The organism is Enterobacter cloacae complex sp. IR5459 (assembly GCF_049238005.1).
Lineage (GTDB): Bacteria > Pseudomonadota > Gammaproteobacteria > Enterobacterales > Enterobacteriaceae > Enterobacter > Enterobacter hormaechei_C.
The window spans coordinates 441371-463996 of sequence record NZ_JBMKIG010000002.1 but is presented as its reverse complement, the minus strand read 5'-3'; the positions used below and the strand labels follow the sequence as shown (position 1 = coordinate 463996).

Sequence of the window (22626 nt, the reverse complement as noted above, 5' to 3'; positions counted from 1 at the left end):
CGACCCCCAGCGTACAGGAGACGCCTCCTTCAGGCATCTTATTATTTGCCAATCATCGTAGACATCGTCTGGGCGATAAACTGTGCTCTGGCCCCGAAAATCACCTGTATCCCGTTATCGCCCACGAACACCACGCCGCGCGCGCCAAGCCCGTTCAGCCCGTCCCGGTCCACCGCTTCGCTCTTCGCCACTTCCAGACGCAGACGCGTGATGCAGGAGCCGACGGAATCAATGTTCTGCGCACCGCCCAGCAGGCCGATGATTTCGGTGGCAAGTTCGGAATCGGACTTGTCATTCGCGCTGGCGGTCACTTCGGTGCGGCCCGGCGTTTTCACGTCGAAACGGCGGATCACGAAGCGGAAGGTGAAGTAGTAGATTAATGCCATCGGAATGCCGATGATAATGGCGCTCAGGAAGTTGGTCTGATAGCCGTTAAACGACGGCAGGATCCCGAACGACAGGTAGTCGATAAAGCCCGCCGAGAACGACTTGGCGATATGCGCATGCAGCAGGTACATGGTCATGTACGCCAGGCCTGCCATGATGGCGTTGAAGACGTAAAGGATCGGCGCCACGAAGATAAAGGTGAACTCTACCGGCTCGGTGATGCCCGTCAGGAAGCAGGTGAGGGCGGCGGAGAAGAGAATACCGGCCGCGATTTTCTTATTCTTCGTGTGCGCTTCGTGGTACATCGCCAGACACGCCGCGGGCAGTGCGAACAGCATCAGCGGGAACTCGCCCTGCATGAATTTCCCGGCGTTCTGGTAGGTGTCGCTGCTGAAGGATTTCACTCCCTCTTCCAGCATCTTGAACCAGATGGTCTGGTCGCCGTGGATCACCTGACCCGCCTGGGTAGTGTAATCCCCGAACGAATACCAGAAGGAGGGATACCAGATGTGGTGCAGGCCGAGCGGGATCAGCGCGCGCTCCACTAGCCCGAAGATAAAGGTCGAGGCCGCCTGGTTATCGCCGTTCACCACCACGGACAGGGCGTCGATGCCGGACTGAATATGCTGCCAGACGTACGGCAGCAGCAGGCCGAGCAGGAACGACAGAAACGCCGTCGCAATCGCCACAAAGCGCTTGCCGGAGAAGAAGCCGAGGAATTCCGGCAGCTGCATGGTGTGGAAGCGGTTGTAACACCAGGCCGCAAGAATACCGCAGATCAGGCCGCCAAAGACGCCCATCTGTAACGTCGGAATGCCGACGACCATGGCGTATTTCCCGCCCTGGGATGCCATTTCCGGCGTAATGCTCAGCACGGTGCTGATGGTGATGTTAGTGACAAACACGGAGACCGCCGCAGAGAGAGCGGCAATGCCGGATTCCGAAGCCAGTCCGACGGCAGAGCCGATGGCGAAGAGCATTGGCAGGTTATCAAAGATAACCCCGCCGGCGTTCATCATCAGCGGCAGGTGGAACTTATCGCCGAAGGCCAGCAACAGGCCCGCAGCGGGAAGCAGTGAAATTGGCAGCATTAAGGCGCGACCAATCATCGATAACTTAGACAGCGATTTAACAAACCCTGATATCAGGCTCATGCTGATTTCCCCCGAGTAGCGCTTTTTTCGCGCTGTTATTGTAAGTAGAACGTTTTAGTAGAACGTTCTACTTATCGTGGGGAAAGTCTGAAAATCGCGCAACTTAAATTTCACATTTCGCCAAAGGGAATAGTGATTATTTGAAGTTGATCGATAATTAACCGTGATGGGTGTGAGGGGATGTTTATCCCCTCTCCCTGTGGGAGAGGGTTAGGGTGAGGGCATCAGACAGCTCAGGCCGTCACGGTCACGCTCTGACCTGCGAAGCTCACGGTCTGACCCGCGACAATTTTGCAGCGCTTGCGGGTTTCCACCGCGCCGTCTACTGTTACCTGTCCGTCGGCGATGACGATTTTCGCCTGCGCACCGCTTTCGCTCCAGCCTTCCAGCTTCAGCAGATCGCACAGCTCAACGTGCGGGTGTTTACCTAAAGAAAAAGTTGCCATGATTACGCGTCCTCTACGTCGTGATACTCCTCGCACGCCTGCAAGGTATTCTGAATCAGTGTTGCTACCGTCATCGGGCCAACGCCGCCCGGGACCGGAGTAATATAGGATGCGCGCGCTGCGGCATCTTCATACACCACGTCGCCGACCACTTTGCCGTTTTCCAGACGATTAATACCCACGTCCACGACGATTGCGCCCTCTTTGATCCACTCGCCCGGAATAAAGCCCGGCTTGCCGACCGCAACGATCAGCAGATCGGCGTTTTCGACGTGGTGACGCAGGTTTTTAGTGAAGCGGTGGGTGACGGTGGTGGTGCAGCCCGCCAGCAGCAGCTCCATGCTCATCGGACGGCCCACGATGTTGGAGGCGCCAATCACCACGGCGTTCAGGCCATAGGTATCGATGTTATAACGCTCCAGCAGCGTCACGATGCCGCGCGGGGTGCATGGACGCAGGCGCGGCGCGCGCTGGCACAGGCGGCCTACGTTATACGGATGGAAACCGTCAACGTCTTTGTCCGGCGCGATACGCTCCAGCACCTTCACGTTGTCGATGCCCGCAGGCAGCGGCAGCTGAACCAGGATGCCGTCGATCTCTTTATCGGCATTCAGGGTGTCGATCAGTTCCAGCAGTTCCGCTTCGCTGGTGGTTTCCGGCAGATCGTAAGAGCGGGAGACGAACCCCACCTCTTCACACGCTTTGCGTTTGCTGCCGACATAAATTTGCGAAGCCGGGTTGCTGCCAACCAGCACAACGGCCAGCCCGGGGGCGCGAAATCCGGCGGCTTTACGCGCCTTCACTTTTTCCGCAACCTCAGAGCGCACCTGCTGCGCAATCGTTTTACCGTCAATAATCTTTGCTGCCATCAGAGAGAAGATTCCGTCTGTAACGTTAGAAAGGGGGGATTGCCTGTATTTTGTCAGAAGCGAGCGCCGCTGTCAGTCACCCTTTACGAGATTTCATCGATGTCCCGCAAAATCCCTTCTCAGGGCATGGTCAATTTCTTAGAGGTGATTAGGATGTGACCTGGCTAAATGGCAGCGTTTTGACATATTACAAAATAGATTCCTGAGCTACTTTGTCCTCTCCGAAATAAGCCTTCAATTTTTTAATTGAACGTATTTCTTATTCCCGAATATGCGCGGGAAGGGTTATTTACATTTTAAAGGAATAGACATGAAACTCAGCAACATTGCTTCTACTGTTATTGCAACTCTGGCCCTGGTCGCGGGTGCCGCTCACGCAGAAGATCCGGTAGCGCCTGTATCTGTAAACGGTGGTACGGTGCATTTTAAAGGTGAGTTAGTGAATGCCGCGTGTTCAGTGAATACTGACTCTTCAGAGCAGACGGTTAATCTTGGCCAGTACCGTACCGCGAAATTCACTAAAGTGGGTGACACCACCTCCAATATTCCGTTCACCATCGAACTGAACGACTGCGATCCTGCGGTAGCGAAAACCGCTGCTGTCGCGTTTACCGGCCAGATCGACGCCACCGACAAAACGCTGCTGGCGGTAAGCTCCGGTAACAACGACAACTCCGCGAAGGGCGTAGGTATTGAGATCCTCGACAGCAAATCCTCCACGCTGACCCCGGACGGCGCAACCTTCTCTGCGGCGCAGAACCTGATTGAAGGGACTAACACCCTGAACTTCACCGCGCGCTACAAAGCCACGGCGGCGACCACCGAGCCAGGCCAGGCAAACGCGGACGCAACATTCGTAATGAAATACGAGTAATGCCTGAGTACAGGGATGTGGCTGGCCTCAGGGAAGAGGTCTTTTGATCGCCTATACCGGGAGCGAAGGATGACAAGGACTGGGATACTGCTGTGCGCCCTTGCGATTGCCCCAGCGGTAAACGCACATACCGTGGTTATTGACGGCGGCAAAGTACACCTCAGGGGAGAGCTGGTTAACGGCGGTTGCGCCGTGGCTCCGGACAGCCAGAATATGCGCGTGGATATGGGGCAATACCGCACAAACGCCTTTTCCGGCGTCGGCAGCTTTTCCACGGTTAATGTGCCTTTCACCGTACGTCTGCTGGATTGCAGCGTGGACGTCTCCCGCACCGTGGGGATCCAGTTCCAGGGAGTGACACCGGCAGAAGACCCGCAGGTTTTCCTGGCGACATCGCGGCCGGGGGAAAATGCGGTCAGCAGTGGTGTCGGGCTGGCGCTTTTTGACGAACAGCAACGTCAGATCATCCCGAACGCGACGGCGGTGAGCTGGTTACCCATTAACACCCGCGAGCTGGTATTTCATTTCAGCGCCCGCTACCGGGCAATTTCCGAACACCTTGTACCAGGCACTATTCAGTCGAATGTCTGGTTTACGTTGATTTATCCCTGACGCCTGCGAACTAATTATTAAAGGTACGGTTGTGATGAACACCCTGATTAAACCTGGACTGTTTTTATCTTTTATTTTGATGATGGTTTCTGCCAGCGCGAATGCGTCCGGCGGAATTGCGCTGGGCGCGACGCGCGTTATTTATCCGGCCGATGCCAAACAAACGTCGCTGGCGATCACCAACAGCAATAAACAAGAGCGCTATTTAATTAACGCGTGGATAGAAAATGCCAACGGGCAAAAGGAAAAAACCTTTGCCGTCACGCCGCCGCTGTTTGTCAGCGAGCCGGCCAGCGAAAACACCCTGCGCATTATCTACGCAGGCCCGGCGCTGCCTGCCGATCGCGAATCGCTCTTTTACATGAACGTCAAAGCGATTCCCTCCGTCAGCAAAAAACATCAGGACGGCAACAACGTCCTGCAACTGGCTATTCTGTCACGTATCAAGCTGTTTGTTCGCCCGGCTAACCTGGCGATGCCGCCGGAAGAGGCGCTCTCACAGCTGCGCTTTGAGCGCGTCGGCAACCATCTTAAGGTGAGCAATGCCTCACCGTATTACGTCACGCTGGTCAATCTGAAGCTCGGCGGACAGACGCTGGATAACCTGATGGTTGCTCCTAAAAGCTCGGCGCAGCAGGTGCTGCCTGCCGCTACGAGCGGCACGCTCTCCTGGCAGAGTGTGAATGACTATGGCGCCATTACGCCGGCGCGTAGCGTCAGCCTGTGAGCAGAGACAGGGCGATGAACACTCAATGGCGTTACTGCCCGGTTGCGCTGGCACTGATGGCAACGCTCTGGCCGCTCGCTGGCTGGGGCGAAAGCTACTTTAACCCGGCGTTTCTCTCCGATGACACGGCGAACGTCGCGGATTTGTCGCGTTTTGAAAAAGGCCACCAGCAGGCACCGGGCGTCTATCGCGTCGATATCTGGCGTAACGATGAGTTTATTGGCACGCAGGACGTGCGGTTTGAGCAAGCCGACAACACGCCGCCGGTCGCGGGCGGTTTGTCGCCGTGTATAACGCGCGCGATGCTCGATCGCTTTGGCGTCAATATCGCCGCCTTCCCGGAACTGAGCAACGTGCAGGGTGATACCTGCGTTCCGCTCACCACGGCGATTCCGGGCAGCGAAACAGCGTTCAACTTCGCCTCGTTGCGCCTGAACGTCAGCCTGCCTCAGGTGGCGATGCAAAACAGCGCCCGCGGATATATTCCGCCTGAACAGTGGGATGAAGGCATCCCTGCCGCGCTGCTGAACTACAGCTTTACCGGCAACCGGGGCAGCGACGACGACAGCTACTATCTGAACCTGCAAAGCGGGTTGAACTATGGCGCCTGGCGATTACGCAATAACGGCGCGTGGCGTTATACCGAAAGCAACGGCCAGCGGCACAGCAGCTGGCAAAATATTGGTACCTGGGCGCAGCGTACGATCATCCCGCTGAAAAGCGAGCTGGTGCTTGGCGACAGCAACACCGGTAACGATGTCTTCGACAGCGTCGGTTTTCGCGGTGGTCGCCTCTATTCGTCCGACAGTATGTACCCGGACAGTCTGCAAGGTTACGCGCCTACCGTGCGCGGAATCGCCCGCACCCCTGCCAAAGTGGTGATCCGCCAGAACGGATACGTGATTTACCAGAGCTATGTGCAGCCGGGGGCTTTTGCGATAACTGATCTTAACCCGACCTCCTCAAGCGGTGACCTGGAGGTGACGGTGGAAGAGAAGGACGGCAGCCAGCAGCGCTACACCGTCCCGTATTCCACCGTTCCGCTGCTCCAGCGTGAAGGACGCTGGAAATACGATCTAGTGGCAGGGGACTATCGCAGCGGCAACAGCGAGCAGGACACGCCGTTCTTTACTCAGGGTACGATGATTGCGGGTCTTGCCGACGGCTACACGCTGTACGGCGGAACGCAGCTGGCCTCGCGCTATACCGCCATCGCCATTGGCGCGGGTAAAAACCTCGGTGACTGGGGGGCGGTTTCACTTGATCTCACCCATGCCCGCAGCCAGCTTGCCGATGACAGCCGCCATGAAGGGCAGTCCCTGCGGTTCCTGTACGCAAAATCCCTTAACGGATTCGGCACCAACTTTCAGCTGCTGGGCTATCGCTACTCGACCAAAGGCTTCTACACCCTCGACGATGTGGCCTGGCGCACAATGGAAGGCTACCAGTATGGCGACGATCAGGACGATGACGGCGTGCCGGACGTGCAGAGCTATCACAACCTGACGCTGAATAAAAAAGGGCGTTTCCAGCTCAATATCTCCCAGTCTCTTGGCGATTACGGCTCGGTGTACGTGTCGGGCAGCCAGCAAAATTACTGGGGCACCAGCGAATCCAACGTCTGGTATCAGCTCGGCTACGCGGGCGGGGTGAAAGGGGTCAGCTACGCCTTATCCTGGTCGTGGAACAAGGCCGTCGGCATTGATGGAACCGACCGGATCGCCTCGTTCAACGTCTCCGTCCCGTTCAGCCTGTTCACCCGTCACGGCTACCGTCGCGATAACGCGATCGACCGGGCCTATGCCACGGCCTCTGCCAGCCGTAACAGCGACGGTGATACCAGCTGGCAGACCGGGATCAGCGGAACGCTGCTAAAAGATCGTAACCTGAACTACAGCGTTACGCAGGGCCACACCAGCAATAACGGTGCCAGCGGCAGCGCCAGCGCTAACTGGCAGGCAACGTACGGTACGCTGGGCGTGGGCTACAACTACACGCGGGATCAGCACGACCTCAACTGGCAGCTTTCCGGCGGTGTGGTAGGGCATTCAGACGGCATCACATTCAGTCAGCCGCTGGGCGATACCAACGTCTTGATCAAAGCGCCGGGCGCGTCAGGCGTGAGCGTCGAAAACCAGACCGGTGTCAAAACCGACTGGCGTGGCTATGCGGTGATGCCGTACGCCACGGTGTACCGTTACAACCGCGTGGCGCTCGACACTAACACCATGAGCAACAACACCGACATTGAAAATAACGTTTCCAGCGTCGTGCCGACGAACGGTGCGCTGGTGCGCGCCAGTTTTGACACCCGCATCGGCGTGCGCGCGTTGCTCACCGTTAAGCGTGATAACCAGCCTGTGCCGTTTGGGGCGGTGGTGCGTGAGACGCAGAGCGGCGTAACCAGCATGGTGGGAGATGACGGTCAGATTTACCTGAGCGGGCTGCCACTGAGCGGGGAGCTGCTGATTCAGTGGGGAGACGGGAAGCAGTCCCAGTGTCGTGCGCCCTACAGCCTGCCAGAACAGAGCCTGCAACAGGCGATCACACTTAAGGGGATCCGCTGTGAATAAAATCCATTATCTGGGGCTATCCCTGCTGGCATTTTTGCCGCTATCTCAGGCGTTCGCCACCGTCTGCGTCAATGAAAATGGCGTGCCGACGGAGGTGTATTACGACCTGACGGATAAATTCAACAGCTCCAATAACCAGGTGGGGCAGATTGTCACACTCAGCGAGAAGTCTCAGTGGGTGGGTGTTAACGCCGTCTGTCCTAAGGGAACGTCCGGGAACACCACCAAGCGCAGCTATGTTACCGATTTCCCGGTCACGGGCACCAGCGATGGCTACCAGTATCTGAAGCTTAACGACTATCTGGACGGAGCGATGAAAATCACCGACAGCTACGCTGGCACCTTCTATCCACCCAGAAAGTACATTCAGATGGGGAGCCATCCGAACGTGTCTAAAAACAAACCGTTTGGTGTACAGGATTCCAGCCTCGTCTTCCGGCTTAAGGTGACCCGACGCTTTATTAATATGGTGGTGATCCCCCGGGCGACCATGTTCCGGGTTTACGTCACCACGACCTCCTCGGATCCGCTCACCACGCCGGTTTATACCATCAGCTACAGCGGGACCATTCAGGTGCCTCAGAGCTGTGAAATTAATGCCGGGAATGTGGTGGAGTTCGATTTCGGAGACATCGGCGCCTCCCTGTTCAGTAAAGCGGGCATCGGGAATAAGCCGGAGGGGATCTCAGCGCAAAGCAAAACCATCGGCATAAAATGCACCAACGTCGAGGCGAACGCCATGCTCACGATGCGTGTTGAAGCGGAGAAGGTTTCAGGCAGTACGCTGGTTTCCGATAACGCGGATGTGGGTTTTGTGATTGCCAACAGTAATGGCGTGCCGCTGACGCCCAACAACCTGACCAGCAAAATCCCGTTCCGTCTGGACGACAGCGCTCAGGCACAGGTGGGGATCCGCGCGTGGCCCGTCAGCGTGACCGGTAAAAAACCTGCCGAGGGGCGTTTTACCTCTCGCGGCTATTTACGCGTCGACTACGACTAAGGAGCAGATATGCGAAACGGAATACGGTATTTAGCCGTCGCGCTCTTTGCGCTTTGCTCCCCTGCACACGCAGAGACGGCGCTTGGGGAAATTAACATTCAGCTCTACGGCAATATCGTGGATTTTACCTGCGTGGCGGAGGGGGACGACAGCAATAAAACCGTCACGCTCGGCACCTGGCCCACGAAACAGCTCCGCACAACGGGGAGCCGGACGCAGCCTGTGCCGTTCACCATGAAGCTGACCGGATGCCCGCCGGGGGCAGCTTCGGTCACATTTACGGGGAAGATGGACGGGCATGATAACAGCCTGCTGGCGCTGAATGATGCCAGCGCGGCCAGCAACGTGGCCGTGGAGATCCTTGACCGGGATAAAACGCGCCTCGCGTTGCAGCAGGCCAGCCAGACGGTGGCGGTGGATGCGCAGGGAAATGCAGAACTGTCGTTTTATGCCAATTATATCGCCACGGCGGATAATCCGCAGCCGGGCCGGGCTGACGCCGATGCAACGTTCATGATCAATTATAATTAATCGTATCCACTCTCCCTGTGACGATTATATGTTGCAGGGAGAGAGAGGGATTACAGTAATTCGTGCGCTTTCGCGTAATCAATTAATTCAACGATACTTTGCACGCCCAGCTTGGAAAAGATATTAGACTTATGGGCACTAATTGTTTTGTTGCTAAGTAATAATTGATCCGCAATCTCCTTATTAGATAATCCGTTCGCCAGATATCTCAGAACCGTCACTTCACGATTCGATAATGGCATATCCACAGCGGCGCCCGTCCGCGACCCCAGATGGTTTATAAAACTTAATGTTTCTGAAGGGAAGAAAGAATAGCCCGTCAGTATCATTTCCACCGCGTTATAAATTTCCCCCAGATCTTTTCGCTTACTGACAAAACCATTTGCCCCGGCGCGGATGGCGCGTCCTGCGTAGAAGGCTTCAGATTTTGAAGAGAGGAAAAGAACCTTAATGTCTTTATTTAAGTTCCTGATTCTTTTCAGTAATACGAACCCATCCGTGCCCGTCATTTCAATATCGAGAATGACCAGGTCAATGGGGTGGTTGCGTATACAGTCAAGCACTTCGTGGCTGTCGCCTGACTTCAGTTTGACCTGGATGTTTTTATTTTTCTGTAGCAGGACTTCTATCGACATTCTGACGATAGGGTGTTCGTCCATAATGATAACGGATGCCGGTTTCATTTTTTATGCCTCAGATTGTTAAAAGCGTTATGCTGAGTTTTGTTAAAACTCTCGAAAAGCCGGAAGGATAATTGCGCAGATCCTTGTACGGTAAATGTCCCTGGGAAGAGCGAAAGCATCCTTGTTTACGTAGTGGTGATATCAATGCCTCAGCGCAGTTATCTCATAAGGCTGGTTATGGCAAAATGATTTTTCTTATTCGCGTGTCAAACACGTCTTATTATACCGTTTAAGTATTGTCCGAAAAGCCTGTAAATTAATATCCATATATTGCTGATTATTATGTTCTGGATCTGAATCACTAACTTTTTAAAATTAGCAAAAATGTCCTGATATTGCATTTACCACACACTTTCATCTTTATGTAATAACAAAAAATAAACGATTTTACTGTATGTTAAATGAATGTTAACAGTGAGCGGGCTGTGACAACCAGCATCCCGCCTGCCCGCCATCCCTGAAATCCGCCATTTCGTGCGTCATCTCTCCGTTTCAAACGTCTCCTGGCAAATTGCCGTTCCCAACAACAGAACAGCACTATCTGCTGTTTTCTTCACCTCTCATCGCATTCTTTTACAGGTAAATCGCTTGTTTTTACACCATTATCATCCTGTTAACGGAAGCGCCAGAACCTTAACGCATGGATAAAATCACTCTCGTTGAGCGTACCAGCAGCATTTCGCATGGTTTAAGGTCAAGAATTAGGAATAGTTATAAAATCGAAAGTTTTGTTAAAAAACACAAAAATTTAACATGTTTCCTAAGTAATTTCCTAAAGATCTTTAGGAATTAAGAAGTTACTGAATACGTTAATACGTGAAATCTGAGAGGTTGTTGAGAAGATGTAGCAACTCATGACGATGATTCAGTCCAAGTTTCGCCAGGATGCAGCTGAGACGGTAAATAATGCGGCTATATGGGCGGTTCTGTAACTGCGCGATCTGACGCAAGGAGCTACCCTGCGACAGCGCCTGTAAGATCGGCCATTCATCCCGTGAAAACCACTCTTTGCGGTTGCCGGCGGGTGCCGGTGCTTCCAGCAAGGTTTGTTGCATACCCAACGCCGTAAGCTGGCGTTCAAGCACATGAAAAGGGCCAGCCGCTTTACAAAACAGGCGAGCATCATAATCATCGGCGCGGACGAGCAGGTAGGGTGTCAGGTAGGGGGCGAACAGGCTGTGGCGGCGTAATCGGTCCAGCAGGTCAATGAGCGGCGAGGCGCGGCTTTCAATGTCAACTACCAGACGCGATGAAGGCCAGTGATTTAAATCACTGAGAGCGGCATCCAGCGTGGAATAGTCGCAGCAATTGCTCAGGGGCGACTGCCCGCTCAGAAAACCGGAACGGAAATAATTATCCTGTGTGACCAGAATGATAAAGGGAGCATCGGTTTTGCGGGTCTGGTTGATTGACTGGCTCAAATATTCGAGACGATCAAAAAATGGGAGAGCAAAAGGCGAGTGCGTAGAACCCAGTGAATCACTTCCTGTCCGACGACGCCGGTAACGGCGTACTGTCATTCGCATAGCTTCCCTCTTGGCGATGACCGTTCAGTCCTCCTGCCATCTCCAGGATGGCCAATAATATCCCTGACCGAAGCGCGCGCCAGCATGAAGCGCGCATGTACGGTCCCGTTCTGTTTCAATGCCTTCAATAAGCACATTTGCAGCAATTTTTGAACAAAGGGTGACCAGCTGTGTCAGCGCCGGCGTTTCACGTAAACGCCAGAAAGCGATCTTATCGATTTTTATTCCGCTTAACGGCAGGCGACAGGATAAAAATGCTTGCCCTGACGCTTCATCAATATCATCCAGCCAGATCCGGTGTCCCCGCGCGGTCAACTGCTGAAGCGCACAACTCACCCTCTGACGTACCGGGTCTGAGAGTGAAAAGAACGAGGCAGGTTCCACGAGTTCAATGTTCAGCGGTGGGCTGTTAAGTTGCAGTAAACGCTGGAACATTTCCGGTATGGTCAGAACGGTTATCGGCAAATTTATGAAAAGGTTGTCACAAGGGAAGGGGTTTTTTAACGCGGCGATCTGTGCTTCCAGCAAAACAAGCGCCCGGGTGGCTGACCAGTCCTGGAAAAAGCTTTCGCTTTGCTGATGCGGCGACAGCACGCTGAGCACTTCGGCCCCCACCGCGCGTGAAGAGGAGAGGGCGACAATAGGTTCAAGCTTAATGCCTGTAATGTCGTGTGAGATGTGCTGCACGCACGAGGGAAAACCTGTCTGCTCTGGCGCTGTCACTCCGTCGTCCTGTTCACTTCCAGCCTCCAGGCGGCCGGGATACCGCAGGACAGTGTGAAGGTGAAGTAAACAGGAAAACAGCAGGCGTTACTTAAAAGCGGCTAAGCCTTTTCGCAGCCCGTAAAAGAGGGATAAATGTTGAAAAAACAGCCGTATTTACAATCAGCTAGTCATTATCGCCAGAGAAGGCGGAAAAGGCATTGACTCACTACGCATTGACCGTATAATTCCAGGCGTTTCACCACCGCGAAGTACACTCTTCTCCGTGCGCCCTTAGCTCAGTTGGATAGAGCAACGGCCTTCTAAGCCGTAGGTCGTAGGTTCGAATCCTACAGGGCGTGCCATTTAAAAACAGGCGCTTACGCCAGTTTCAAGCCAGCCTGATTTTCTTCATGAAACACCCATCGCGAAAGTAGCGTTAACGCACATTTTTGACAGCACAATTGACTGTTATAACAGTATTTTTCTTACGCTGTGGCAATTTTATTATTCCTCTACCATGCTCATATCACCTCACTCTCACTCGTGGGGCTTTTTGTAGTTGCTGATTAATCTCAAGGAAAAAGGTTATGAAAAAAACGACTGCTATTTTGATGGGCGCTGCATTTCTGTTTACCACCAATACCTTTGCGGCTGAACTGCTGACGAAAAACGAGTTTGAGAAAGTTGAGTCTCAGTATGAAAAAATCGGTACCGTGAGCACGGCTAACGAAGTCTCTGTCGACGATGCGAAAAAAGAGCTGGTCGAAAAGGCCGATAAAGAAGGTGCTGATGTACTGGTGCTGACTTCCGGTAATACAAACAACAAAATTCACGGCACCGCCGATATTTACAAGAAAAAATAATACCTTAGTAACCACCCCTGTTTCGGGGTGGTTGCGCGCCCTACCTCCCTCCCAACATTGTTTCTTGCCGCTTCTCGCTCAGAGAGGCCGTTGACACTTGATTACGTATACATAATGCGTATAGTTCTCATTTGCATTTCTTTTAATAACTTTTAAGGCCCGACAACGGGTCATTTTTGCGCGCACGTTAAGAGCTCATTATGAACAACACCACAATGCACAAAACGCTGCTGGCGATTGCCATCGGCGCGGTAACCCACTCCGCTTTTGCGGCGGATGAGAAAAAAGAGGACACCATCGTCGTCCAGTCCACGGCGGGGAGTGATTTCAAACCCGGCGGCGACCAGCTGGTGCCCGCCTTCCTTGACGGGCAGGTGGCGAACGGCGGGCGCATGGGTATGCTCGGTCAGCAGAACGCCATGGACGTGCCGTTCAACATCATCAGCTACACCTCGAAGCTGGTGGAAGATCAGCAGGCAAAAACCATTGCTGACGTGGTTGCCAACGACGCGGGCGTGCAGTTCGTTCAGGGTTACGGCAACAGCGCGGAAACCTTCCGCATTCGCGGCCTGAAGTTTGACGGCGACGACATGACCTTTGGCGGATTGTCCGGGGTGCTGCCGCGTCAGGTGGTGGATGCCCAGATGGTCGACCGCATCGAGATCTTCAAAGGGGCCAACTCCCTGATGAACGGTGCCGCAAGCTCGGGCGTGGGCGGGATGATCAACCTTGAGCCTAAACACGCGGGCGACACCCCGCAGGCGAAAGTGGGTGTGGACTACACCTCGGATTCCCAGATTGGCACCACGCTGGATGCGGGCCGCCGCTTTGGCGATAACGACCAGTTTGGCGCGCGGGTGAACCTCGTGCATCGCGAAGGGGAAACCGGCGTGCCGAACGACCGCCGCCGCACCACGCTGCTCTCCACCGGCCTGGATTACAAGGGCGACCGTTTCCGCACCTCGCTGGACCTGGGCTACCAGAAAAAAACCTTCCACGGCAGCCCGACCAGCGTCAACATCTCGGCGGTGGATTTTGTGCCTGAACCGCCGAAGAACGATCGCAACTTCTCGCAGAAGTGGGCCTACAGCGATATCGAAAACGAGTTCGGGATGTGGCGCAGCGAGTATGACATCACCGATAGCTGGACGGCGTATACCGGTCTCGGCGCGCAGCACGCGCACGAAGAAGGGATCTACAGCGCGCCGAAGCTCCTCGATAAGAGCGGTAATGCGGTGGTCAGCCGTCTTGATACCAACCGCATCAGCGATTCTGTCAGCGGCATGGCGGGCATTCGCGGTAACTTCACTACCGGATTCGTCTCGCACAAGGTCAATGTTGGCTATTCGGCGATGACCAAAAACGAAAAGATCGCGTGGAAAATGTCGGCGACGAAGGATAATCCGACCACCAACATCTACCACAACACCGGCGTCGATATGCCGGACAGCTCCAACCTCAACGGCTCAGGCGGCAAATACAGCGATCCGCTGACCAGCGGGCGCACCCGCACGCAGGGTTGGCTGCTGAGCGATACCCTGGGCGTGCTGGACGACAAGCTGCTGTTCACCGCAGGCGCGCGGCATCAGAAAGTGGTGATTCGCGGGTACAACAAAATCACCGGTGCGGAAAACGACGCGGACGGTTTCGACGGCAGCCGCTGGATGCCCACCTACGGCGTAGTCTATAAACCGTGGGAGGAAATTTCCCTCTACGCCAACCACACCGAGGCGTTACAGCCCGGTGAAACCGCGCCTCGCTCAGCAAACAACTACGGCCAGAGCACCGGTATCGTTCACTCTAAGCAGAACGAAGTGGGCGTAAAGGCGGACTTTGGCCGCGTGGGCGGCTCCCTGGCGCTGTTTGAGATCAAAATGCCGTCGGCGATCCTTGACGACAGCGGTCACTACGGCCTGGATGCAGAACAGCGTAACCGCGGCGTGGAGCTGAACGTCTTCGGCGAGCCAATGCTCGGGATGCGTCTGAACGCCAGCGCCACCTGGTTGCAGGCCGAGCTGACCAAAACCAAAAACGGCGTCAATCAGGGCAACGATGCGATCGGTATTCCGAGCTTCTACGCCGTGCTGGGCGCAGAGTACGATATCAAGCCGATTGAAGGCCTGACGGCGACCGCGCGCGTTAACCACTCCGGCACGCAGTATGCCGATCTTGCGAACAGCAAAAAGCTGGACAGCTACACCACGCTGGATCTGGGCATGCGCTATCGCTTCGCGGTGAACCACAATGAAAATCAGATGACCGTACGGGCAGGTATCGACAACGTGACCAACGAGAACTACTGGTCAAGCGTGGACGATTCCGGTACTTACATTACTCAGGGCGAGCCGCGTACCTTTAAGGTCTCGGTTGGCTACGAGTTCTAAGCGTTCCACCTCGTTATCCGGGGCAGGGACGCCCCAATCCCTTCGTTGTCGTGTTATAAAATTGTAATAAAAGCTTCTTACACTGGTCGCCACAACCTTACCTCTTGGCCAATGACAGGAAGCCGCTATGGGCAGACCCCTCAAATCCGTATTTAAAAAAGAACATCGCGACGATATCAGTAACCGCAGCGCTAACCCGGTATTCTCCGAGGTTGCAGAAGTGTTCCTCTCGCGCCGCCGTTTTCTCCAGATGGGGGCCGTAGCGGGGGCTGCCGTATCATTCCCGTATCTGATCACACCCGAAAATGCGATTGCCGCGGTATCGAAGCCTTCCGCGCTGGCAAAAGCGGTTTCCCTGGGCTTTACCAGCATCGACGTCTCTACGGAAGACACGGTCAGGGTGCCGGAAGGTTATATCGCCCGCCCGTTCTATCGCTGGGGCGATCCGACGGGGATCAAAGACAACATGCCGGCCTTTAAGCCGGACGCCAGCAATACCACAGACGAACAGGCTGTGCAGGCGGGCATGCACCACGACGGCATGGCGTGGTTTAGCCTGCCGCAGGGGGCGCAAAACCCGGAGCATGGACTGCTGGCGCTGAACCATGAGTACATCGACAACGGAATGCTGTTTACCGACGGTACGGCGAACTGGAGTCTCGACAAAGCCCGCAAGGGGCAGAACGCGATGGGCGTGTCGGTGGTGGAAGTGAAAAAAACGGGCAGCGGCTGGGAGGTGGTGCGTCCGTCTTCCTTCGCCCGGCGTATTACCGTCAATACGCCGATGCAGCTTACCGGCCCGGCGCGGCATCAGGATTTAATGAAAACCGCCGCCGACCCGCAGGGGGAACGCGTTCTGGGCACCATGCAGAACTGCGCCAACGGCCACACGCCGTGGGGCACCTATCTCACCTGCGAGGAGAACTGGTCGGACATTTTTGTCAAAAAAGCCGATCTCAACCCGCTGGAAAAACGCTACGGCATCAGCGACAGCGATGAATCGTACCGCTGGAACGAGGTGGATGAGCGGTTCAGCGTTGATAAAACCCCTAACGAACCCAACCGTTTCGGCTGGGTGGTGGAGATCGATCCCTACAACCCGACCTCCACCCCGCGCAAGCACACCGCGCTCGGCCGCTTCAAGCATGAGGGGGCCGCCGTCACGCTCGCCGCCGATAATCGCGTGGTGGTCTACATGGGCGACGACCAGAAGTTTGAGTACATCTATAAGTTTGTCTCGGATAAAAAATACGATCCCGCGAACCGGGAAGCCAATATGCAGCTGCTGACGTCCGGCACGCTGTACGTCGCCAGGTTCAACGAGGACGGCAGCGGCGACTGGCTGCCGCTGATCTTCGGGCAAAATGGCCTGGATAAAAGCAACGGTTTTGCAAGCCAGGGCGATCTGCTGATTAAAACCCGTCTGGCGGCCGACGTGGTGGGGGCGACGAAAATGGATCGCCCGGAGTGGATAGCCGTCGATCCGCACGCCAGCGGCAGCGTCTACTGTACGCTGACCAACAACAGCGATCGCGGTAAAGAGGGCAAGGCGCCGGTGGATGCCGCCAACCCGCGCGCTAATAACGTGTTTGGTCACATCATGCACTGGCACGAAGAGGGTGCCGATCCTGCCGCCGCACGCTTTAAGTGGGATATTCTGGTCATGGCCGGGCGCACCGACGGCGACGATCCCAAAGCCAAAGGCTCGATGCAGGGCGCGGCATTTGGCAGCCCGGATGGGTTGTCGTTCGATCACCAGGGCGTGCTGTGGATCCAGACCGACGTTTCCTCCAGCACCATCAATAAGAAAGCCTACGAGGGGATGGGCAATAACCAGATGGTGGCCACCATTCCGGGCACCAACGAGTATCGCCGTTTCCTGACCGGGCCGCGCGGGTGCGAAATCACCGGCATTGCGTTTACGCCGGACAACCGCACGCTGTTTATCAACATTCAGCATCCGGGGGAGGGCGGGGATGATATTACCGACCCGGCCAATCCGCGCGCTGTTTCCAACTGGCCAGACGCCAGCCCGAACGGGCGTCCGCGATCGTCAACGGTGGTGATTACCAAAGCGGACGGCGGGATCATCGGGTCGTGACGTTTATCCGCCGGGCGCATGCGCTGGCCCGGCGTTAAGCTTGCTACCACCAGCATGAAGTGTTAAAACGTGCCCCTTCTAAAAAAGAGACAGGGGTAGGGCGTGAAAGACGCGTCATCCGCTTCAGGCCATGGTAGCGCTGAAGCCTCGTCGGATCAGAATCCGACGCTGCAACGTGGTTTGCAAAATCGACATATTCAGTTAATTGCCCTTGGCGGCGCAATCGGTACCGGGCTGTTTCTCGGCATCGGCCCCGCTATTCAGATGGCCGGTCCGGCGGTGCTGCTGGGTTACGGTATCGCCGGGATTATCGCCTTCCTGATCATGCGCCAGCTCGGCGAGATGGTCGTTGAAGAGCCGGTGTCCGGCTCCTTCGCACACTTTGCCTATAAATACTGGGGGCCGTTCGCAGGTTTCCTCTCCGGCTGGAACTACTGGGTGATGTTCGTGCTGGTCGGGATGGCCGAGCTGACCGCCGCCGGCATCTATATGCAGTACTGGCTCCCGGACGTGCCAACGTGGATTTGGGCCGCGGCCTTCTTCATCATCATTAACGCCGTTAACCTTGTGAACGTCCGCCTGTATGGCGAGACCGAGTTCTGGTTCGCGCTGATCAAGGTGCTGGCGATTATCGGCATGATCGGCTTTGGCCTGTGGCTGCTGTTCTCCGGCCACGGCGGCGAGCGCGCCACGATCGATAACCTGTGGCAGCACGGCGGCTTCTTGGCGACTGGATGGAAAGGGCTGATCCTCTCGCTGGCGGTCATTATGTTCTCCTTCGGCGGGCTGGAGCTGATTGGCATCACCGCGGCTGAAGCGCGCGATCCGCACAAAAGCATTCCGAAAGCGGTCAACCAGGTGGTGTACCGTATCCTGCTGTTTTACATCGGCTCGCTGGTGGTGCTGCTGGCGCTCTACCCGTGGGTGGAAGTGAAATCTGACAGTAGCCCGTTCGTGATGATCTTCCACAATTTGAACAGCAACGTGGTCGCTTCGGCGCTGAACTTCGTCATTCTTGTGGCGTCGCTGTCGGTCTACAACAGCGGGGTTTACTCCAACAGCCGCATGCTGTTTGGCCTCTCCGTACAAGGCAACGCGCCGAAGTTCCTCACTCGCGTCAGCCGTCGCGGCGTGCCGGTCAACTCGCTGTTCCTTTCTGGCGCTATCACCTCGCTGGTGGTGCTGATCAACTATCTGCTGCCGAAAGAGGCGTTTGGCCTGCTGATGGCGCTGGTTGTCGCCACGCTGCTGCTTAACTGGATCATGATCTGCCTGGCGCACCTGCGCTTCCGCGCGGCGATGCGCCGCAAGGGGCGCGAGACGCAGTTCAAAGCGCTGCTCTATCCGGCGGGGAACTACCTCTGTATCGCCTTCCTCGGCCTGATTCTGGTGCTGATGTGCACCATGGATGAGATGCGCCTGTCAGCGATGCTGCTGCCGGTGTGGGTGGTGTTCCTGTTTATTGCATTTAAGCTCTCGCGCAAAAAGTAGCGCGGTTTTCTCCCTCTCCCTGTGGGAGAGGGACGGGGTGAGGGCACCAGACCGCACCAAACCAGACCGCACCACACTGCCTGCCTTCACGCCCGGTGGCGCTGCGCTTACCGGGCCTACAAAGTATCACTCCACCTTTATCGTGACCCCCCTCCCAATTCCGTTTCGATCCACAGGATCTTTATTTTGTAATCGATTACTTTTTATCTGAACTGTTTTGTAATCGATTACTTTTTCCGGGTGAGGCTTATCATGGTGTCAACTGAGAGTAGTGAAAAGGCGATAACGCAACACCGGCTGCTGGTGCCGCGTCTGTCGCTGATGATGTTTCTGCAATTTTTTATCTGGGGTAGCTGGTCGGTCACGCTTGGCCTGGTGATGACCCGGCACAACATGTCTTTGCTGATTGGCGACGCGTTCTCTGCCGGGCCCATCGCTTCCATTCTTTCGCCGTTCGTGCTCGGGATGCTGGTGGACCGCTTCTTCGCCTCGCAGAAGGTGATGGCGGTGATGCACCTCGCGGGCGCGGTGATCCTCTGGTTCGTGCCGGGGGCGCTGATTGCTGAGAATGGCGCGCTGCTGATTGGCCTGCTGTTTGGCTACACGCTCTGCTATATGCCGACACTGGCGCTGACCAACAACATTGCGTTTCACAGCCTGGCGAACGTGGATAAAACCTTCCCGGTAGTGCGCGTGTTCGGCACCATCGGCTGGATCGCGGCGGGCATTTTCATCGGCGTCACCGGCGTGGCGTCCAGCGTCACCATCTTCCAGGTGGCGGCGGTCAGCTCCGTGCTGCTGGCGGTCTACAGCCTGACGCTGCCGCACACGCCAGCGCCGGCAAAAGGCCTGCCGGTTAAGGTGCGGGATCTCTTCTGCGCGGACGCCTTCGCGCTGCTTAAAACCCGCCACTTCTTCGTCTTCTCCGTCTGCGCGATGCTGATCTCTGTCCCGCTCGGCACCTATTACGCCTACACCGCCTCGTATCTGGCGGATGCCGGCATTGCCGACGTCAGCACCGCCATGTCCTTCGGGCAGATGTCTGAGATCGTCTTCATGTTGGTTATTCCTCTGCTGTTCCGCCGCCTGGGCGTGAAAGTCATGCTGCTGATCGGCATGCTGGCGTGGTTCGTGCGTTATGCCATGTTCGCGTTGGGCGTCAGCGAAGAGGGGCGCATTCTGCTGTACCTCGGCATTCTGCTGCACGGCGTCTGCTACGATTTCTTCTTTGTCGTCGGCTTTATCTATACCGACCGCGTGGCGGGCGAAAAGGTCAAAGGCCAGGCGCAGAGCATGATCGTGATGTTCACCTACGGCATCGGCATGCTGCTCGGCTCTCAGATTTCCGGCGCGCTCTACAACCGCCTGGTGGCAGGACAGACCGTGCCGCAGGCGTGGGTCACATTCTGGTGGATCCCGGCGGTGGCTGCCGCGGCGATCGCGCTGATTTTCCTTCTCACGTTTAAGTATGACGATGACAAGGCGTAACGTTCAGGAGGTGGTATGAGGACAATGAAAGGACCGGGCATTTTTCTGTCGCAGTTTATTGGCGCAGAAGCGCCGTTTAATTCGCTCGACGGGCTTGCTGAATGGGCGGCAGGTAAAGGTTATAAGGCGGTGCAGATCCCCTGCAACCATCCGCACATCTTTGACGTCGAGAAAGCCGCAGAGAGCCAGGCCTACTGCGACGACATCACCGCCAGGCTGGCCGCACACGGGCTGGTTATCAGCGAGCTGTCGACCCATCTGGAAGGGCAGCTCGTGGCGGTGAATCCGGTTTACAGCGAGGCGTTTGACCACTTCGCACCCGCCGCCGTGCGCGGTAACGAGGCGGCGCGCCGGGCGTGGGCGACGGAAAAGCTGAAGCAGGCGGCGGTCGCTTCGGCCAGATTAGGGCTGAAGGCGCACGCGACCTTCTCCGGCTCGCTGGCGTGGCCGTTTTTCTATCCGTGGCCGCCGCATAACGAGCAGCGTTTTCAGGAAGCGTTCGAGGAGCTGGCAACCCGCTGGCGGCCAATACTGGATACCTTCGACGAGCAGGGGGTGGACGTCTGCTTTGAGCTGCATCCGGGGGAAGATCTGCACGACGGCGTGACCTTCGAGCGTTTTCTGGCGCTGGTGGATAACCATCCGCGCTGCAACATTCTCTACGACCCGAGCCACATGCTGCTTCAGCAGATGGACTATCTGGCCTTTATCGATATCTTCCACGCGCGCATTAAAGCGTTCCACGTGAAGGACGCGGAGTTCCGACCCAGCGGGCGCAGCGGCGTCTACGGCGGCTACCAGCCGTGGATCAACCGCGCCGGACGCTTTCGCTCGCCCGGCGACGGGCAAATCGACTTTAAGGGCATCTTCAGCAAGCTGACCCAGTACGACTACGACGGCTGGGCGGTGCTGGAGTGGGAGTGCTGCCTGAAGGATGGCGATACCGGCGCGAGTGAGGGCAGCGAATTTATCCGCCGCCACATTATTCCCGTTTCCGGACGGGCGTTTGATGATTTCGCCGCAGGGGGCAGCCATGATTAACGTCGGGATTATCGGCAGCGGGTTTATTGGCCCGGCACACATCGAGGCGCTCAGGCGTCTCGGGTTTGTGCAGGTGGTCGCGCTCTGCGACGGTTCGCTCGTTAAGGCGCAGGAAAAGGCGCGCCAGCTAAATGTCCCGCATGCTTACGCCAGCGTGGAAGAACTGCTCGCGCACCCCAATCTGCATGCGGTGCACAACTGCACGCCGAACTACCTGCACGCGGAGATTAACCGCCAGATCCTGCGCGCGGGCAAGCACGTGTTTTCCGAAAAGCCGCTGTGCATGACGCCGGACGAGGCGCGCGAGCTGGTGGCGCTGGCAGAGCAGGCGGGCGTGGTGCATGGCGTGAGCTTTGTCTATCGTCAGTTTGCGATGGTGCGACAGGCGGCGAGCATGATGCGCGCGGGCACCCTCGGGCGGCTGTTCGCCTCGCACGGCAGCTATTTGCAGGACTGGATGCTGCTGGAAACCGACTACAACTGGCGGGTGGATGCCGCGCTCGGCGGCGCGTCGCGGGCGGTGGCGGATATCGGTTCCCACTGGTGCGATACGGTACAGTATGTGACAGGCAGGCGCATTACCGAGGTGATGGCTGATTTATCCATCGTCTGGCCGAGGCGCAAGGCCAGCGCGGGTGGTCATCAGACCTTCTCCCATGACGAGCAGGCGGAGTATGAAGTTAAACCGGTCACCACCGAAGATTTTGGCTCGGTGCTGTTCCGCTTTGACGACGGCAGCAAGGGCAGCTTTAGCGTCTCGCAGGTGAGCGCGGGGCGAAAAAACCGCCTGACCTTTGAAATTAACGGCAGCGAGCAGTCGGTGGCGTGGGATCAGGAAATCCCGCAGCAGCTGTGGATCGGCCATCGCGCCCGGGCAAACCAGACGCTCACCGACGATCCAGGCCTGATGAACCCTGACGTGGCCGACAGCGCCCACTTCCCCGGCGGACATATCGAAGGCTGGCCGGACGCCTTCAAAAATATGATGGCGCAGTTCTACCGCGCCGTGCAGGCGGGCGCGATGCCGGATACGCCGCAGTTTGCGACGTTTCACGATGGCGCAAACGTGATGTATATCATTGATGCCATTGTGAAAAGCCATCAGCAGCAGCGCTGGGTGCGCGTGGAACAATAACGCGTTGCCCGGTTCGCCGGGCAATAAATTTATGGT

Annotated in this window: 19 protein-coding genes and 1 tRNA gene; 14 read left to right on the top strand and 6 right to left on the bottom strand. The window is 56.4% G+C overall.

Translation table 11 applies throughout. The features are described from left to right. Positions 1-41: 41 nt before the first annotated feature. From ACOTX4_RS05655 to folD, 3 genes are all read right to left on the bottom strand, one after another. Positions 42-1541: a PTS transporter subunit EIIC gene (locus ACOTX4_RS05655; protein ID WP_003858916.1), complete on the bottom strand. Its 1500-nt coding sequence runs from the start codon at positions 1539-1541 to the stop codon at positions 42-44. Positions 1542-1774: 233 nt separating this feature from the next. Further along, entirely contained in the window at positions 1775-1987 is a 213-nt protein-coding gene (gene ybcJ, locus ACOTX4_RS05650) for a ribosome-associated protein YbcJ (RefSeq protein WP_022650521.1), read from the bottom strand. 2 nt (positions 1988-1989) lie between these two features. Then, a complete protein-coding gene (gene folD, locus ACOTX4_RS05645) occupies positions 1990-2856 on the bottom strand; it encodes a bifunctional methylenetetrahydrofolate dehydrogenase/methenyltetrahydrofolate cyclohydrolase FolD (RefSeq protein WP_006809817.1) in 867 nt (288 codons plus the stop codon). 310 nt (positions 2857-3166) lie between these two features. Here folD and fimA point away from each other — a divergent pair, with 310 nt between their 5' ends. The 6 genes from fimA (at position 3167) to sfmF (ending at position 9173) form a co-directional block, all read left to right on the top strand. Then, complete coding sequence (fimA, locus tag ACOTX4_RS05640) at positions 3167-3730, top strand: type 1 fimbrial major subunit FimA (RefSeq protein ID WP_003858911.1); 564 nt, start codon at positions 3167-3169, stop codon at positions 3728-3730. Between the two features lie 69 nt (positions 3731-3799). After that, a complete protein-coding gene (gene fimI, locus ACOTX4_RS05635; RefSeq protein WP_003858910.1) occupies positions 3800-4342 on the top strand; it encodes a type 1 fimbrial protein subunit FimI in 543 nt (180 codons plus the stop codon). A gap of 34 nt (positions 4343-4376) precedes the next feature. Next, positions 4377-5069 carry a type 1 fimbria chaperone FimC gene (gene fimC / locus ACOTX4_RS05630; RefSeq protein WP_022650522.1) on the top strand — a complete coding sequence of 231 codons (693 nt, stop codon included), beginning with the start codon at positions 4377-4379 and terminating at the stop codon, positions 5067-5069. A 14-nt stretch (positions 5070-5083) separates the two neighbouring features. After that, the gene (locus ACOTX4_RS05625; RefSeq protein ID WP_045330173.1) at positions 5084-7642 is read left to right on the top strand and encodes a fimbrial biogenesis usher protein; all 2559 of its coding nucleotides are present in this window, start codon (positions 5084-5086) and stop codon (positions 7640-7642) included. Continuing rightward, positions 7635-8642, top strand: coding sequence for a type 1 fimbria D-mannose specific adhesin FimH (fimH, locus tag ACOTX4_RS05620; protein WP_003858903.1), 1008 nt, complete (start codon positions 7635-7637; stop codon positions 8640-8642). The genes ACOTX4_RS05625 and fimH overlap by 8 nt, the downstream gene beginning before the upstream one ends. A gap of 9 nt (positions 8643-8651) precedes the next feature. Beyond that, positions 8652-9173, top strand: a complete 522-nt coding sequence (sfmF, locus tag ACOTX4_RS05615) for a fimbria assembly protein (RefSeq protein WP_003858902.1) — start codon at positions 8652-8654, stop codon at positions 9171-9173. A gap of 50 nt (positions 9174-9223) precedes the next feature. Here sfmF and fimZ read toward each other — a convergent pair whose 3' ends face one another. The 3 genes from fimZ to ACOTX4_RS05600 form a co-directional block, all read right to left on the bottom strand. Next, positions 9224-9856, bottom strand: coding sequence for a fimbria biosynthesis transcriptional regulator FimZ (fimZ, locus tag ACOTX4_RS05610; RefSeq protein ID WP_003858901.1), 633 nt, complete (start codon positions 9854-9856; stop codon positions 9224-9226). Between the two features lie 809 nt (positions 9857-10665). Beyond that, a complete protein-coding gene (locus ACOTX4_RS05605) occupies positions 10666-11382 on the bottom strand; it encodes a helix-turn-helix transcriptional regulator (protein WP_045330167.1) in 717 nt (238 codons plus the stop codon). A 24-nt stretch (positions 11383-11406) separates the two neighbouring features. Beyond that, a complete protein-coding gene (locus tag ACOTX4_RS05600; RefSeq protein ID WP_045330287.1) occupies positions 11407-12069 on the bottom strand; it encodes an EAL domain-containing protein in 663 nt (220 codons plus the stop codon). A 303-nt stretch (positions 12070-12372) separates the two neighbouring features. Between ACOTX4_RS05600 and ACOTX4_RS05595 the strand changes: the two genes are divergently transcribed. The 8 genes from ACOTX4_RS05595 to ACOTX4_RS05560 all read left to right on the top strand — a co-directional run bounded on the left by ACOTX4_RS05595 (position 12373) and on the right by ACOTX4_RS05560 (position 22590). Beyond that, positions 12373-12449: transfer RNA gene (locus ACOTX4_RS05595), tRNA-Arg, on the top strand. A 225-nt stretch (positions 12450-12674) separates the two neighbouring features. After that, positions 12675-12950, top strand: a complete 276-nt coding sequence (gene yahO, locus ACOTX4_RS05590) for a DUF1471 family periplasmic protein YahO (RefSeq protein ID WP_003858898.1) — start codon at positions 12675-12677, stop codon at positions 12948-12950. 200 nt (positions 12951-13150) lie between these two features. Continuing rightward, on the top strand, positions 13151-15334 hold the full coding sequence (locus tag ACOTX4_RS05585; protein WP_023324262.1) for a TonB-dependent receptor: 2184 nt from the start codon (positions 13151-13153) through the stop codon (positions 15332-15334). A gap of 127 nt (positions 15335-15461) precedes the next feature. Next, on the top strand, positions 15462-17435 hold the full coding sequence (locus ACOTX4_RS05580; protein ID WP_022650528.1) for a PhoX family protein: 1974 nt from the start codon (positions 15462-15464) through the stop codon (positions 17433-17435). 102 nt (positions 17436-17537) lie between these two features. Continuing rightward, the gene (pheP, locus tag ACOTX4_RS05575; RefSeq protein ID WP_045332441.1) at positions 17538-18926 is read left to right on the top strand and encodes a phenylalanine transporter; all 1389 of its coding nucleotides are present in this window, start codon (positions 17538-17540) and stop codon (positions 18924-18926) included. A gap of 252 nt (positions 18927-19178) precedes the next feature. After that, the gene (locus ACOTX4_RS05570; RefSeq protein ID WP_023315560.1) at positions 19179-20414 is read left to right on the top strand and encodes an MFS transporter; all 1236 of its coding nucleotides are present in this window, start codon (positions 19179-19181) and stop codon (positions 20412-20414) included. A gap of 15 nt (positions 20415-20429) precedes the next feature. After that, a complete protein-coding gene (locus ACOTX4_RS05565) occupies positions 20430-21455 on the top strand; it encodes a sugar phosphate isomerase/epimerase family protein (protein WP_045332440.1) in 1026 nt (341 codons plus the stop codon). Beyond that, on the top strand, positions 21448-22590 hold the full coding sequence (locus ACOTX4_RS05560) for a Gfo/Idh/MocA family protein (protein WP_045332438.1): 1143 nt from the start codon (positions 21448-21450) through the stop codon (positions 22588-22590). The genes ACOTX4_RS05565 and ACOTX4_RS05560 overlap by 8 nt, the downstream gene beginning before the upstream one ends. Positions 22591-22626 lie beyond the last annotated feature (36 nt).